At 66.9% G+C, this 14978-nt stretch carries 16 protein-coding genes; 6 read left to right on the forward strand and 10 right to left on the reverse strand.

The window, feature by feature from the left end:
* Window positions 1-2 precede the first annotated feature (2 nt).
* The 9 genes from Q0L94_RS05355 to Q0L94_RS05395 all read right to left on the reverse strand — a co-directional run bounded on the left by Q0L94_RS05355 (window position 3) and on the right by Q0L94_RS05395 (window position 8902).
* Entirely contained in the window at window positions 3-971 is a 969-nt protein-coding gene (locus Q0L94_RS05355; protein WP_296750895.1) for a glycosyltransferase, read from the reverse strand.
* Window positions 964-1908, reverse strand: a complete 945-nt coding sequence (locus Q0L94_RS05360; protein WP_296750897.1) for a glycosyltransferase — start codon at window positions 1906-1908, stop codon at window positions 964-966. The genes Q0L94_RS05355 and Q0L94_RS05360 overlap by 8 nt, the downstream gene beginning before the upstream one ends.
* A gap of 6 nt (window positions 1909-1914) precedes the next feature.
* Window positions 1915-2712: a polysaccharide deacetylase family protein gene (locus Q0L94_RS05365; RefSeq protein WP_296750900.1), complete on the reverse strand. Its 798-nt coding sequence runs from the start codon at window positions 2710-2712 to the stop codon at window positions 1915-1917.
* A complete protein-coding gene (locus Q0L94_RS05370) occupies window positions 2709-4178 on the reverse strand; it encodes a lipopolysaccharide biosynthesis protein (protein ID WP_296750905.1) in 1470 nt (489 codons plus the stop codon). Before Q0L94_RS05370 ends, Q0L94_RS05365 begins: the two co-directional genes overlap by 4 nt.
* Window positions 4175-4351, reverse strand: coding sequence for a hypothetical protein (locus Q0L94_RS05375; protein WP_296750908.1), 177 nt, complete (start codon window positions 4349-4351; stop codon window positions 4175-4177). Before Q0L94_RS05375 ends, Q0L94_RS05370 begins: the two co-directional genes overlap by 4 nt.
* Before the next feature lie 106 nt (window positions 4352-4457).
* On the reverse strand, window positions 4458-5660 hold the full coding sequence (locus tag Q0L94_RS05380) for a hypothetical protein (RefSeq protein WP_296750909.1): 1203 nt from the start codon (window positions 5658-5660) through the stop codon (window positions 4458-4460).
* A gap of 50 nt (window positions 5661-5710) precedes the next feature.
* Entirely contained in the window at window positions 5711-6976 is a 1266-nt protein-coding gene (locus Q0L94_RS05385; protein WP_296750911.1) for a polysaccharide pyruvyl transferase family protein, read from the reverse strand.
* Window positions 6973-8097 carry a glycosyltransferase family 4 protein gene (locus Q0L94_RS05390; protein ID WP_296750914.1) on the reverse strand — a complete coding sequence of 375 codons (1125 nt, stop codon included), beginning with the start codon at window positions 8095-8097 and terminating at the stop codon, window positions 6973-6975. Before Q0L94_RS05390 ends, Q0L94_RS05385 begins: the two co-directional genes overlap by 4 nt.
* The gene (locus Q0L94_RS05395) at window positions 8090-8902 is read right to left on the reverse strand and encodes a class I SAM-dependent methyltransferase (protein ID WP_296750917.1); all 813 of its coding nucleotides are present in this window, start codon (window positions 8900-8902) and stop codon (window positions 8090-8092) included. Before Q0L94_RS05395 ends, Q0L94_RS05390 begins: the two co-directional genes overlap by 8 nt.
* 189 nt (window positions 8903-9091) lie before the next feature.
* Here Q0L94_RS05395 and aroB point away from each other — a divergent pair, with 189 nt between their 5' ends.
* Window positions 9092-10171, forward strand: a complete 1080-nt coding sequence (aroB, locus tag Q0L94_RS05400; protein WP_296750920.1) for a 3-dehydroquinate synthase — start codon at window positions 9092-9094, stop codon at window positions 10169-10171.
* Between the two features lie 10 nt (window positions 10172-10181).
* Complete coding sequence (locus Q0L94_RS05405) at window positions 10182-11312, forward strand: deoxyguanosinetriphosphate triphosphohydrolase (protein ID WP_296750924.1); 1131 nt, start codon at window positions 10182-10184, stop codon at window positions 11310-11312.
* Here Q0L94_RS05405 and Q0L94_RS05410 read toward each other — a convergent pair.
* A complete protein-coding gene (locus tag Q0L94_RS05410) occupies window positions 11303-12004 on the reverse strand; it encodes a double zinc ribbon domain-containing protein (RefSeq protein WP_296750926.1) in 702 nt (233 codons plus the stop codon). The genes Q0L94_RS05405 and Q0L94_RS05410 overlap by 10 nt on opposite strands.
* A 54-nt stretch (window positions 12005-12058) precedes the next feature.
* Here Q0L94_RS05410 and Q0L94_RS05415 point away from each other — a divergent pair, with 54 nt between their 5' ends.
* From Q0L94_RS05415 to Q0L94_RS05430, 4 genes are all read left to right on the forward strand, one after another.
* A complete protein-coding gene (locus tag Q0L94_RS05415) occupies window positions 12059-12517 on the forward strand; it encodes a hypothetical protein (protein ID WP_296750929.1) in 459 nt (152 codons plus the stop codon).
* Complete coding sequence (bioB, locus tag Q0L94_RS05420) at window positions 12510-13463, forward strand: biotin synthase BioB (protein ID WP_296750932.1); 954 nt, start codon at window positions 12510-12512, stop codon at window positions 13461-13463. Before Q0L94_RS05415 ends, bioB begins: the two co-directional genes overlap by 8 nt.
* Complete coding sequence (bioF, locus tag Q0L94_RS05425) at window positions 13460-14620, forward strand: 8-amino-7-oxononanoate synthase (protein ID WP_296750935.1); 1161 nt, start codon at window positions 13460-13462, stop codon at window positions 14618-14620. The genes bioB and bioF overlap by 4 nt, the downstream gene beginning before the upstream one ends.
* On the forward strand, window positions 14607-14978 hold a 372-nt coding region (locus Q0L94_RS05430), incomplete at its 3' end, for an alpha/beta fold hydrolase (RefSeq protein WP_296750937.1). The genes bioF and Q0L94_RS05430, both read left to right, overlap by 14 nt.

A 14978-nucleotide genomic window follows, 5' to 3' on the forward strand; every position in this document is an offset into this window, starting at 1 on the left:
AGTCACAGCGAGTCGCGTGCGTTGCGGCGGGCGTCGACCATCCGGATCAGCGAATCGAACAGGGACGCAGGCAAGAAGCTGGCCAGGATGTACTTGGCGTCGCGCGCCTTCCAGTCGGCCTTGCGCGCGGCGCGGCGGAACAGCCGGCGCGAGGAGTCGAGGTCGCGCCGCCAGTGGCAGCGGTAGGCCTCGGGCAGCAGCGAGCCGTAGAGGCTGGCGTCGCGTTCGGCGCGGTCGAGGTGGGCGACCTGTTCGGGATAATGGCGGACGAAATCCTCGCGCACAGCGATGGCGTCGAATACCTGGCGCCAGCGTGGAATATGCGCCGCGCCGCGCGGGTAGTGGCGGTAATACGCCAGCACTTCGGGTACGCGCACGACCGTCGGCTGGGCGGCGAGCATGCGCAGCCACAGGTCGTAGTCCATCGCGGTGGGGCGCCGTTCGGAAAAGCCGCGCAGCGCGTCGAGCAACTGGCGGCGGATCAGTACGCCGTTGATCGGCCAGGGGCAGGCCTTGAGGAACAGCGCGGCGGCGTCCTCGGCGGCGTAGTTCGGCGGAATGTAGAGCTGGGTGTTCAGCGCCAGTTCGCCGACGTTCTGCCAGCCGCAGTAGGCGACGTCGGCGTGGCTGGCCTGCATCGCGTCGTGGAGTCGGCGCAGCGCATCGGGATGCCAGGTGTCGTCGGCATCGAGAAAGGCGATGAAGTTGCCGTGCGCATGCGTAAGGCCGTGATTGCGCGCCGCGTAGGGGCCGCTGTTGGTCTGATGCAGCACGAGCACGCGGTCGGGGTGCGCTGTCGCGAAGCGTTCGAGGATGGCTTCGGAGCCGTCGGTCGAACCGTCGTTCACCACGACCAGTTCGATGCGCGGATAGCGCTGGTCGAGCACGCTGGCGATCGCCGCTTCGACATGAGGCGCGGCGTTGTAGCACGGCATCACGACCGAGATGAGCGTGGGGTCGAAACTATCCATGAGATACCGGTTTGTTCTTGTCTCGTCTTTGCAGCAGCGCGCGGTGCCAGGCTTCGGGCAGCAGCGCGGGCAGCATGTAGGTCCAGTCCCGGAGTGTGCCATAACCCCGCCGCATCACGGCACGGAACAGCCGGCGCGCCGTCGCCAGATCGCGCTTCCAGTAGCTGGCGTAGGCCTGCGCCAGCAGGGTGCCCAGGGTCAGTTCGCGCACCTGGCGCCGGCCCAGCCGGGCGCGGAATGCCGGATGCGCGTCCAGATAGTGCCGCTGCGCGAGCAGATGCTGCAAGGCGGCGCGGGCCTTGTCCGCCGAGGCCTGCGCGCCGCCGTGAAAGTGGTAATAGACGAGCACCTCGGGCACGCGCACGATGGGCTCCGGAACGGCGACGCGCAGCCAGAGCGCGTAGTCCTCCGCGTTGCGCAGGTGGGGATCGAAGCCGCCCGCCGCCTCGACCGCACTGCGCCGCACCAGCGCGGCATGGATCGGCCAGCGGCAGCGTGCGAACAATGTCGCCGCCTTGTCCGCGTTCTCGTAATCCGGCGGTACGAAGGGCTCGCCTTGCCCGCCCGGCAGGCCGAGGTTCTGCCAACCGCAATAGGCCAGCGCGGCTGCGGGCGCGGCCGTGAGCGCCGCATGCATGCGCGCCAGAAAATCCGGCGACCAGGTGTCGTCGGCGTCGAGGAAGGCGAGGTATTCGCCGCGCGCCGCGGCAATCCCGGCGTTGCGCGCCGCGCTGACGCCCTGGTTGGTCTGGCTGTGCACGCGGATGCGCGGATCGGCCTGGCTGCGCAGCCAGGCGAGCGTGCCGTCCTGCGAGCCGTCGTCGACCGCGATCAGTTCCCAGTCATCGAAATGCTGCGCCAGCACGCTGCCGACGCTGGCTGGCAGGTGGGCCAGCGCGTCGTGGCAGGGCATGACGATGGAAACGGCGGGCTGCATGGGCGGTCAGACGCGCCGCAGGCGGCGCAGGGTATAGCGTGCGATGTCGCGCCAGCGCACGTCGTGGCTGCCGAAATAGAGCTTGCGGGCGAGGCTGCCGGCGGTGTCGGTGTTGAACACGGTCAGGCGCCGCAGCCGGTAGGGGTCGTTGTCGCGCAGCGCCCAGCCGGTACGGGTGGTGCAGGCGGCGGCGTAGCCGGCCGCGGCGACGGCCGCGGTGCAGCGTGCGTCCCAGGCGCCGTAGGGGTAGGCGAAGCTGGGGACGGGGGCGCCGAGCAGGTCTTCGAGCGCGGCCTTGGAGTCGACCAGCTCGCGTTGCAGTTGCGCGTCGTCCGTCCCGGTCAGACGGGCGTGGTTGACGGTGTGGGAGCCGATTTCCATGCCGGCGGCGTGCATGTCGCGCAGTTCGGCGGCGTTGAGCATGCGGCCGGCCGGGCGGCCGTCGTCGGGCCAGCCGGGGGGGCGGCCGACCGAACTCGATACGATGAACCAGCTTGCGCGCATGCCGCGCTGTTCGAGTTCTGCGCAGGCGGCCAGGTTGTCGACGTAGCCATCGTCGAAGGTGATGACGGCGGTGCGGCCGGGCCAGACGCGGCCAGGTTCGGCCAGCTCGGCCATGGTCGGCGTGGCGTAACCCGAGGCTGCGAGGAAATCGAGCTGTGCGCGGAACTGCCGCATCGAAACCGCCCAGGGCCAGGCCGGGCGATCGGTGCCGGGCGTGACGGCGTGATACATCAGCATCACCGGGCCGTGCTGGCCGGCCTGGCGATGGAGGAAACGGGAGAGAGGGTCGATCCGGCTCATGTTGCGGTGGAGAGAGGAAGTCTGAGTTTGCTTTTCCAGCGGGCGGATTCCGAGGCGAGCGCCGGGATCGGCAGGTACAGAAATGCGAGTGCATAAACCAGCCCGCCTGACGCCGCCATGAGGATCACATACAGCGGCCCGTTCGAGCGGAGCGCGGCCGGCAGGCTGGCGTCGACCAGCCACAGCGCGGCGACGAGGATGCCGTTGAGCAGCAGGGCCGGCGCGAAGGCGCGGCCCAGATCGCGCCAGCGCGCCTGCAGGCACTGTTTGGCCAACCAGAACATGTGGATGCTCATGTAGAGCAGGGCGAGCGCCATGCCGGCGGCCACACCTTCCATGCCGTAGGGCAGGCCGAGGACGATGCCGGTGCCGGCGACCGCGATCATGATGATCTGCGCGACCAGTTCCTTGTCCAGCCAGTTGCGGGCCGCCAGCACGGCGCCGGAGAGGTTTTCCACGATCATGAACGGCGCGGCGAGGCTGAGGATCACCAGCGGCGCGGCCGAATCGGCCCAGCGATGACCGAACAGCATCACCACCAGCGGTTCGGCCAGCCACAGGAAGCCGATGTAGAAAGGCAGCGCGTAGACCGCGACCAGCGTCAGGCTGCGAAAGAATAGGTAACGCGAGGTATCGAGATTGTCGTGTTCCTTGGCCAGCGCCCGGAACAGCACCTCGTACACCGAGCCGGTGATGAAGCCGTGCGGGCGGCCGGCGAGGCTCTCGGCCTTGTTGTACAGGCCCACGCCGGCCGGCCCGATGCTGCGCGACAGGATGAAGGTCGGGAGCTGACTGCGGACATAGCCCACGATGTTGTTGCTCGATGCCAAGAGGCCGTAGCGCATCAGTTCGCCCGCGCGCGCGAAATCGAAGCACAGGCCCGGCCGCCAGCGGGCATACCAGGCGAACTGCAGAGCGCCCGCAATGGCGCTGAACAGTCCAGCCAGAATCAGGCTCCAGGGGCCGTAACCTTTCCAGGCCAGCGACAGTGCGATGCCGTTGTAGACGAACAGATTGGTGAGCTGCACCGCGGTCTTGGCCTTGAAACGCATGTCGCGGTGCAGCATGTTGCTGGGCACGTTGAAGTACGGCCGGATCAGGAAGGACAGCGCGGCCACGCGCAGCATGTCCGCATAGAGCGGATCGCCGTACCAGCGGCCGAACGCCGGCGCGACGGCAAAGAAGAAGCCGACGATGATCAGGCCGATCAGGCTTTGCAGGGTGAACAGCAGGTCGAAGTCGCGTTTCGTCGCTTCCTTGGCGCGCACGATCGCCTGCCCCATGCCGCCGCCGGCGACGAAGCCGGCGAGGTTGGTGAAGATCAGGATGGTCGCCACCATGCCGAACTCGGCCGGCATCAGCAGGCGCGCGAGGATCAGCCCCAGTGCGAAATTGACGATCTGGCTGCCGGTGTTGCCGATGAAGACCCACTTGGCGCCGTGGCGGATGCTTGCTCCCAGATTCATGATGCGGTTTGCATGTCGCGGTGATCCATCGATATGTGTGTCAGTGGCTTCGCCTCGAGTGCCGCACCGCGGGCATTCTCAAGCGCGGTTTCCAGGCTGGCGCAGGCGATGCCGTGTTCGCTGTCCGGGGCGCAGACGAACGGGGTGATGAGGTGGGTGAACGAAACGGGCATGCCAGCGGATCGGTGTGTCGAGTGGAGTAAATGGCAGAACATTACAGCAAACATCATGCCCGGTTTGTTTCGTGGCACGGGCAAAGCCGGGAGCCGGGACACCTGGTCAGCTTCTCCCCAGCAGTTTTTTGGCATACGGGCGCAGGCGGTTGAGCCCGAGCGCGTGCTCGGTCTGGAACAGCCACAGCTTGCGCCTGACCGTGGCCGCCAGATCGTGCCGCCCGATCGCCTCCAGCGGCGCGACCAGCTCGGCGAAATACTCCACCTCGACATGTGAACGGATGTGTGTGGATTTCAGCATGTCGGGCGTTACCTCGTTGCGTGGAAATGCCTGCGTCTGCGCGAGCTGGCCGCAGGCCATGAATTCGAGCATGGTGCGCACGCACTTGGCGCAGCGTCCGCAATTCAGGTGGCCCTCGGGGATGGCCGGGGTGTCCCAGCATACCCTGAGCGAATTCAGGGCAGCGGGCCATGACAACAGCTGGCGGATTTTTTCCAGGCGGCTGAACTGTTCCATGTCGCCGGTCGTGACTTCGAGAAAATCGGCACCGTAATAGCTGTTCAGCCAGGGGTGAGAACCATGCGGGTGCTGGATGTATTCCAGCACGTTGTCGGGGGTGATGATGCAGCGATGGATGCGCGAACTGGCCGCGTGGGCGATGGCGGCGAGCAGCGAGGCGAATTGCCATTTCGCGTAGAAACGCCAGCTCTTGGCCAGGTTCCTGAGATTGACCTTGATGGTCACCAGTTCCACCCCGTGCTCCTCGCACAGGGCGGTCAGCTTCCCGATGCCGAGTTCCCACACGTCAGGCCGGTCCTGCTTGTTGGGGTCGCCCACATCGAGGCCGTGGGCGAAGAAGGCAACGCCCACCCGCCGCGGATCCCCCGCCGGGTATTGGCTGACATTCCAGTAGAGGGAAGACAGGGAATCCACGCCGCCGGACAGAAACAGCGCGGTGGTTGAGCGGGGCACGTCCGGCAGCGGATGGGTACGCGCAGGCGCCCGGATCTCCGGCGGGCGCAGCGGGCTGTGATGCCAGTGCGCCATCAGCCGCATGGCCATGGTCAGCCTGGAGCCGAGCTGCGGGTCGACCCCGCCTTCGATTTCCAGCCGGGCCTCGCCGTTCCACATGGCCGCCATGGCGGTGCCCACCATGAAGGCATTGGGCTCGGGGCGTATCCAATGGGCCTGGCTGGAGGGCACCGAGAAATACACGGTTTCCCGTACATTGCGGGTTTCGAGTTCGACGTCGGCTTGTACCCGGTACTCGCCGTTCTCGTGCTTCTCGCGGATATTGCGAACAAACATCGTTTCCCCCCCCGGGTTTTGTTTGCTATGACGGTGCTGCGTTTGTGCGCTCAACAGGTAGCCAGGTCAAGGTTGCGGCTGGCCAGCGCCATCACCTGCGGCAGGCGGGCGCGGATGCGCGCGCGGTTGTCGTGCCTTTGCGCGCAGGCGTGATGGATCCGGGTCAGCAGTTCGTCGCCCAGGCATTGCAGGGGCGACAGGATGTGTTCGGGCGACAGGCCGACGTGCTGGTACAGCCCCTCGAACTTGTCCTGATAGGCGATCGACAGGGTGGGCGTGGCGCTGCCGAGTGCGGCGATGGCCAGATGCATGCGGCCGGTGATGACGAGATCGAGCAGACCGGCTAGCCGCTTGATCTCGTCGGGGCGCTCGACCGGGGTATAGCGCAGATGCGGGAAGCCGCGCTGCTGCAGTTGGCTGGCGAGTGCCTGCAGCATGACGGCGTCGGCCGATTGCCGCTTGAGATCGTGCGGGATCAGCATGTAGGCCAGTCCGAACTGCTCGCCGGCGCGTCCGAGCAGCTTGGCGATATGGGCGATGAGCGCGTCCATGCCGGCCTGGGCGATGGCAGGCGCCAGCGCGTGGGCATTCAGGTTGACGCCGACGGGGATGCGTCCCGTGGCGCGCATGGCGGCGATCCAGGCTTCGGCCTCGGGATCGGCGTCGTCGGCAGGCGGCATCAGGAAGGCGCTGTCGGCGCAAAGGCTGGCGGGGATGCCGACGATGCGGGCGAAGCGGTCGAGCGAAGGCTGGTCGCGCACGTTGACCGTGACCTTGGGGTGCAGTCTGGCCAGGGCATGCACGGCGGGACGCCGCGGCTGGCGGTTGAAGCTGAATCCCAGTGTGGTGGCCGGGATGCCGAGCTGCACGCTGTGGTTACAGTAGCCGACGATGCGCTGTACCAGAGCCGCACCGTATTTGCCGTCCAGAATATCGGCGCCCATGACGAACAGCGCGTGGTGCTGGCGAATGAGCCGGTCGAATGCGACCGCGCCCGCGGTGCCGTTCCATGCGGCGACCACCGGGACCTCGCCGATTCCCGGCACGGCGATGCGGTGGTCGTGCGCGCCGACGATAGTGAAGGTGGCAGCGGGGGTGCGGGCGCGGAGCGCCTGCATCAGGGCGCTGAACATGGCCATATCGCCCAGCGAGCCGGACGGATCGCTGGCGTCGCCGGCAATGACCGCGTAGCGGGTGAGCGCTTGCGGCACGCCAGGCCGGGGCGCCGCGGCGCGCAGCCGGCGCAGGGGCCAGGACACCCGCAGGGCGTGGTGGACGATGATGGCCGGATCGATCAGCGACTGTCCGAGGCTCATGGCGTCGCCGGCGCGTGCAGACAGGCCGCGGACAGCTGCGCCACCCGTTCCGCGAACAGGTCGCGCGTGTAGTGTTGTTGCAGTCGGGCATGGCCGTATTCGGCAGCGCTGGCGCGTGCCGGCAGGTCGTCCAGCCAGTCGAGGCACAGCCGGGTGAAGTGGGCGTCGTCGCGGGCAATGCCCAGCCCCGCGTCGGCAAGGCCGTCCATGAAACCGGAGGCGCTGTATGGGGTGGTCACGCAGGCACGTCCGAACGCCAGCGATTCCAGTATCTTGATGTTGGTGCCGCCGCCGGAATGGATCGGGGCAATGGTGAAGGCGGCGTCGCGATAGGCCGCGGCGAGATCGTCGACGAAGCCGGGGGCGGACACGTCCGGATGGGCCTCCCAACCGTGCCGCAACGCGGGCGATGCCGCGCCCGCCAGCAGCAGCCGGGCCTGCGGCTGCGCCTGCTTGATTGCGGGCCAGCTGCGCTGCAGGAAACGGTCGATGCCCTGGCGATTGGGGCCGTACCACAGCGAGCCGACGAACAGCAGGATCTTGCTGTCGGCTTGCGGATAAGGTTGCGCCGGGGGATCGAAGGGGATGTTCGGCAGGATGGTCGAGTGCAAGTCCGGATGCTTGGCCTGGTCGCGTGCGCTGACGAAGAAGAAGGCATCGAAGCGCGGCAGCTGCCGGGTGGCCAGCCTCAGGGCGTAAGCCGACTTCAGCCGTGCGGCGAGATCGAGGCGCGCGGGCGCATAGTGGTAGCCCCAGTCGTCGAGGTCGACCAGGGTGCGCACTCCCGGCGGGATGCGCAGCTTGGAGATGGGGTTGAGGTAGCGGCTGGCGATGAGCCGGTATTCGCCGAGGTCGAGCCCTGCTGCCTGCAGGATACGGTTCAGCGCGGCGTCAGGCTCGAACTTGCCGATGCCGAGCGGGCGCTGGCGCCAGAATCCGTGGGCGCGCACCCCGTCCTTGGGCGCGGCCAGGCGGCTGGCGCCGGCCGTCGGTTCCAGCAGCAGCACATCCACCGGCCCCAGCGTCTGCAAGGCCTGGTACAGCAGCGCAGTGCGCTGTTGCGCGCCGGATTGCGGCGCAAACGGCGAAGCGGGCGAGACGAGGAGAATGCGGTCAGGCATGGGGCGGAGCGGAGCAGTTTTTTCTTCTGAGGTATTGCTGGTCGCTCGTGCGCCGGGAACCGAGGCGCACGAGCGCATACAGGGCGAGCGGCACGATCAGCAACTTGTTGCTGGCCAGCCTGAGCCGCCAGCGGGGCAGCGGTTTCTTGCTGAACAGGTGGATGCGTCCCAGCGGAAAATAGTGCATGCCCAGCCTTTCGGCCAGTCGTGTCAGGCCGCGGGGCGAGAAGAAGGCGATATGCTGTCCGCTTTCCAGCGCGTAGTAGCCCCACTGGCCGGGCCGCGGCGGGCAGCCGTCGGGGAAGGTCTCGGTGGTGAAGATGAAGGTGTCGGACTGGTGTTGGGCCAGGGCCTGCTGGATGAACTCGAGCGGGTTGACGGTATGTTCGAGCACCTCGATGGCGCTGACGGCTTGGCAGGCGCCCAGGCCGGGCTGATATTCGAAGCCCCTTGCGAACAGGTTCTGCGCGTAGCGATCCGACCAGAAGTAATTGAAACCGAGATCGCGCATGAGCCGGGTCAGCAATCCATAGCCGCCTGCCACGTCGACGTACACACCTTTCCCCCGTTCGCCCAGCCCGACATGGCACAGGGCGGCGAGCCGCAGTGCGGTCAGCACGTTGCGGCTAGCAGTATCGGTGTCCGCGGCGTCGGTGGCTTCGGTGTAGGCCTCGTCCAGCCAGTCTGGGCTGTCGGCAAAAATGTGGTCGCAGTCGGCGCAATAAGCGTAGCGTGCCGCGTGCCCGCCGAGCACCTGGGTATCGAAGTATTGCGCAGTTTCTGTCCCGCAAAGGTGACAGTTCATGGTTTCGGTCGCTGCAAGGATGGGGGGGGCGGTCGGGCGCATATAGACACTTACAGGATATCCCAAATTGAATGCCGCAATCCCGCGGCCTCGGCTGGAGGGGGGCGGCCTGTGGGGTGCGTTCTGGATTGAGTCGGGGTGGCCTTTGGTTACAATGTGGCGCCCCTTTCCATTCACGACCGGTTTCCCATGCAAACCCTTACCGTCGACCTCGGCGACCGCTCCTACCCGATCCACATCGGCGACGGCCTGGTAAGCCGGCCCGAACTGATCCTGCCGCACCTTGCGCAAAAGCGGGCGATGATCGTGACCAACACCACGGTGGCGCCGCTGTATCTGGCACCGCTGAAGGCGATGCTGGAAGCCGCAGGCGTGACGGTGGCGCAGGTGATATTGCCGGACGGCGAGGCCTACAAGAACTGGGAGACGCTGAATCTGGTTTTCGATGCGCTGCTGCGCCAGCGGGCCGAACGCAAGACGACCCTTATTGCACTTGGCGGCGGGGTGATCGGCGACATGACCGGGTTCGCGGCGGCGAGCTACCAGCGCGGCGTGCCTTTCATCCAGATTCCCACCACGCTCTTGTCGCAGGTCGATTCGTCGGTGGGCGGCAAGACCGGGATCAACCATCCGCTCGGCAAGAACATGATCGGCGCGTTCTACCAGCCGAAAGTGGTGCTGGCCGACACCGCCACGCTGAAGACGCTGCCGCCGCGCGAACTGTCGGCGGGACTGGCCGAGGTGATCAAGTACGGCCTGATTTGGGATGCGGAATTCCTCGCCTGGCTGGAAGCGAACATGGGCAGGCTGCGCGCGCTCGACCCGGCAGCGATCGCCCATGCGATCTACCGTTCGTGCGAAATCAAGGCGCAGGTGGTGGGACAGGACGAGCGCGAAGGCGGCATCCGCGCGATTCTCAATCTGGGCCACACCTTCGGTCATGCGATCGAGACCGGCATGGGCTACGGCAACTGGCTGCACGGCGAGGCGGTGGCGGCAGGCATGGTGATGGCGGCACAGACCTCGCAACAGATGGGCTGGATTTCCGGGGCCGACGTCGAACGCACCCGCGCGCTGATCCGGGCTGCCGGGCTGCCCGACCTGGCGCCCGACCTCGGTGTCGATCGTTATCTCGAATACATGGGCCACGACAAGAAGGTCGAGGGCGGACAAATGCGTTTCGTGCTGCTGAAAAAGCTGGGCGAGGCGGCGATCACCGGCGACGTGCCGGCCGATGTGCTGAGCAGCGTGCTGAGCGCGCCGCGCTGAAAGGGATTTGATGGAACCGTCGTTCGCACCCTACGCAGCACATTCCAGTCAATCCCGCGGGCGGCTGCATTCCGAGCCCTCGGCTGCGCCGCGCTCCGAATTTCAGCGTGACCGCGACCGCATCATCCATTCCACCGCGTTCCGCCGGCTGGAATACAAGACCCAGGTGTTCGTCAACCACGAGGGCGACCTGTTCCGCACCCGCCTCACCCACAGCATCGAGGTGGCGCAGATCGGCCGTACCCTCGCCCGCCTGCTGAACCTCAACGAGGATCTGGTGGAGGCGGTGGCGCTGGCGCACGACCTCGGCCATACGCCGTTCGGCCACGCCGGGCAGGATGCGTTGAATGCCTGCATGCGCGAACACGGCGGCTTCGAGCACAACCTGCAGTCGCTGCGCGTGGTCGACCTGCTGGAAGAACGCTATGCCGGGTTCGACGGATTGAACCTCACCTTCGAGACACGCGAGGGCATCCTCAAGCACTGCTCGCTGGGCAACGCCGAAAAACTCGGCGATGTCGGGCGCCGTTTCCTCGACAAGCGGCAACCTTCGCTGGAAGCGCAGATCGCCAACCTGGCCGACGAAATCGCCTACAACAACCACGACGTCGACGACGGTCTGCGTTCCGGCCTGATCACCGAGGACCAATTGGCGGAAGTGCAGCTGTTCGCGCGCCACCAGAGCGAAGTGCGCAGCCTGTACCCGACGCTGAACGGGCGCCGCGTGGTGACCGAAACCGTGCGCCGCATGATCAATACGCTGATCCTCGACCTGGTCAGCACGACGCGGATCAACATCGAAAACAGCGGCGTGCAGACGCTGGACGAAGTGCGCGCGGCGCCGCCGCTGGCGGCATTCAGCCCGGCGCTGCTCGACGAGCACCGTGAACTCAAGCGCTTCCTGCTGCGCCATCTGTATCGCCATTACAAGGTGGCGCGGATGAGCGCCAAGGCCAGCCGCATCATCACCGACCTCTATACCGCGTTTACCGGCGACGCCCGCCTGCTGCCGCCCGAACACCAGGCGCGCGAGTCGCTGGAAGGCGCGCGTGCCGTGGCGGATTACATCGCCGGCATGACCGATCGCTATGCCATGCGCGAGCACCGGCGTATTTTCGCGGTGGAAGAAATCTACGGCTGAAAGCGGTCGCCCGGCGGCAGCGCGCGCGCCGCCACCCAGCAGCTCACTTCGCGCGCGCCGGCCCGCTTCAGCGTCGCGGCCAGTTCGTCGAAACTGGTCCCGGTCGTCATCACGTCGTCGATCAGCGCGATATGCAGTCCCCGAATGCTGTCCGAACACGCGAATGCGCCGCGCACATTACGCTGCCGCGCAGCGTGCTTCAGCCCCATTTGCGGCGGCGTGTCGCGGATGCGCCGACAACTGGCGGCATCGAGTGGAAGCCGGAGCCGCTTTGCCGTCTCGCGTGCGATTTCGCTGGCGTGGTTGAAGCCGCGCTCGCGGATACGTTTCGTGTGCAGCGGCATGGCGATCAGCCGGTCGGGACGAGGGGCGGATGCCACGGCGCGGGCCAGGCACTCGCCCAGTACCGGCGCAACGGCAAGCCGGCCGTGGTATTTCAGGTGCGGGATCAGGCGGTCGAGCGGAAAGGCGTAAGCCAGCGCCGCAACGGAGCGATCGAATGCGGGGGGATGGTTGAGGCAGGCGCCGCACAGCTGGCCGTCGGGGGTCGGGGTGGCGCATCGCGGGCACTGCGGCTGGCGGTGCCAGGGCAGATCGGCGTGGCATTCGGGGCATAGCGCGTGCGTTGAGTGGCCGCCGCACAGCAGGCAGGCGGGCGGGATGAATCGATTAAAAAATAAGCGGATGTTCAATTCTGCCGCGCTCCGAATTTGACAGCGGGGTCGGCGCCCCCGAAAATCCCCGCCATGAAAGCCAAACGCGTCATTTCTGCCTCGTCTTCCCGCTTTGCCGCCCAGCTGTTCAACATCCTGACCGTGGTGGCGTTGACGTTATCGATCACCGCACTGCTGCTGGGCCGCTTGCTGGCCAGCCACAAGATCGGGTTTCTGCCTTTCGTGCTGTCGCTGCCGCCGGTGATGATCTGGCTGGGCGCGTCGATTTTCGTCTATGCCAGCATCGCCCACCACCCCAATTCGCGCGCCGCGCATTACAACAAGTGGGCAGGCTACCGCTTTTACGGTGTGATGGGCAGTCTGATGGTGATCGGCCCGGCGATCTACGGCCTGCTCGACGGCTGGCAGGGATTGATGCTGGTGTTGGGGCTGGCGGTATTGATCATCGTGCCGTGGGCGCTGCTGGATATTTACAAGGCCGCGCGCGAGCCATGGCAGGACATGACCATCGAGGTAGCGATTAATGAATGATTTGACCCACCCGCCTGTGCGACGCTCGGTAGCCGAGATCGACGCGCTGTTCGCGTTGCCTTTTGCCGATCTGATGTTCCAGGCACAGACCACGCATCGTGCCTGTTTCGATCCCAACAAAGTCCAGCTTTCGACCCTGCTGTCGGTCAAGACCGGTGGCTGTTCCGAGGACTGCGGCTACTGCCCGCAGTCGGTCCATTACGACGCCGGGGTGGAAAAGCAGGGCCTGCTCGACCTCGACGACGTGCTCAAGGCGGCCAGGGCCGCCAAGAAGGCCGGCGCCTCGCGCTTCTGCATGGGTGCGGCGTGGCGCGGGCCGAAGCAGCGCGATCTCGAACCGGTGCTCGACATGGTGCGCGAGGTGAAAGCGCTGGGCCTGGAAACCTGCGCTACCCTGGGGATGCTGAAGGACGGCCAGGCCGAGCAGCTGAAAGAAGCCGGGCTCGACTACTACAACCACAACCTCGACACCGCGCCCGAGTTCTACGGCGAGATCATCACCACCCGTGAATACCAGGACCGGCTCGACACGCTGGAGCGCGTGCGCCAGGCCGACCTCCACGTCTGCTGCGGCGGCATCGTCGGCATGGGCGAATCGCGCACCCAGCGCGCCGGGCTGATCGCGCAGCTGGCGGCGCTCGACCCGCAGCCGGAATCGGTGCCGATCAACCTGCTGGTGCAGGTCGAGGGCACGCCGCTCGCCGGCACCGAGGCGCTCGAGCCGCTGGAATTCGTGCGCACCATCGCGGTCGCGCGCATCTGCATGCCGCAGAGCTTCGTGCGCCTGTCGGCTGGCCGCCAGCAGATGAGCGACGCGGTGCAGGCCTTGTGCTTCCTCGCCGGCGCCAACTCGATCTTCTACGGAGAAAAGCTGCTCACCACCGGCAATCCGGAGTGGGAACGCGACCAGCGCCTGTTCGACAGCCTGGGCCTGATGCCGTTGTGACGCACGCCGCGCTGACCCGTCTGCAGGACGGGCTGGCGGCGCTGCAGGCCGATCATCTGGAGCGCCGCCGCCCGCTGCTCGACGGCGCGCAGGGCGCCCGCGTCACGATCGACGGCCAGCGCGTCGTCTCGTTCTGCAGCAACGACTATCTCGGTCTCGCCGCCGATCCGGCGCTGGTGCAGGCAGCGCATGCGGCACTGGATGAATGCGGCGTCGGCGCCGGGGCTGCGCATCTCATCACCGGCCACCACCGCTTGCATGAGGACTTCGAAGCCGCATTCGCGCGCTTCGTCGGCAAGCCGGCAGCGCTGCTGTTTTCCACTGGCTACATGGCTAACCTCGGCGTGCTGACTGCGCTGCTCGGGCGCCGCAGCGAAGCGTTCGGCGACAAGCTCAACCACGCCTCGCTGGTCGACGCCGCGCAGCTGTCCGGCGCGGCCTTCACCCGTTATCGGCACAACGACCTGGTCCAGCTCGAAGGGCAACTGGCGGCAAGCAAGGCGCAGGACAAGATGATTGTCTCGGACCTGGTGTTCAGCATGGACGGCGACACCGCGCCGGTCGATGCGCTGCTCGATCTGGCCGAACGCCATGACGCCTGGCTCTATCTCGACGACGCGCATGGCTTCGGCGTACTCAACGACGGCCGCGGCGGACTCAGCGACCGCGCACGGGCGAGCGACCGCGTAATCTATCTGGCCACCCTGGGCAAGGCAGCCGGCGTGGCGGGTGCGGCGGTCGCGGCGCATGCCGGCGTGATCGCCTGGCTGATCCAGAAAGCGCGCCCCTACATCTACACCACCGCCTCGCCGCCGCTGCTGGCCGCGTGTCTGTTGGAAAGCCTGCGCCAGATCGAGGCAGGCGGAGTGCGGCGCGAGCGCCTGCGCGGCCATGTCGCGCAGTTGCGTGAAGGCTTGGCCGGGTTGAAACATGGCGCGTTGATGCCGTCCGACACGCCGATCCAGCCGCTGCTGATCGGCAGCAATGCCGATGCGGCGCGGCTGTCGCAAAGCCTGTTGCAGCGCGGTCTGCTGGTGGCCGCGATCCGCACCCCGACGGTGCCTGTCAATACAGCGCGGCTGCGCATCACCCTGTCGGCGGCGCACAGCGCGGACGATGTCGCGCAGCTGGTCGAGGCGCTGCATGCAATCGTCTAAACCCGTCCTCGCGCTGGTGCACGGCTGGGGCATGAATGCCCGCGTGTTCGACGAGCTGGCCGTGCTGCTGGCGGCCGCTTTCGAGGTGCGCGCGTTCGATCTGCCCGGCCACGGCGGACGCGATGCCGCGGCTGACAACACCCTGCAGGGCTGGGCCGACGATCTGGCACAGCAGTTGCCGGAGGGGGCGACGCTGCTCGGCTGGTCGCTCGGCGGGCAGGTGGCGATGCGCGCGGCGCTCGATCATCCGCACAAAATCGCGCGCCTGGTGCTGCTGGCGTCGACGCCGAAATTCGTCGCGACGGAAGACTGGCCGCACGGCATGGCGCCGGCCGACCTGCAGGATTTCGGCGCGGCG

The sequence above is a fragment of the Thiobacillus sp. genome (assembly GCF_024708915.1).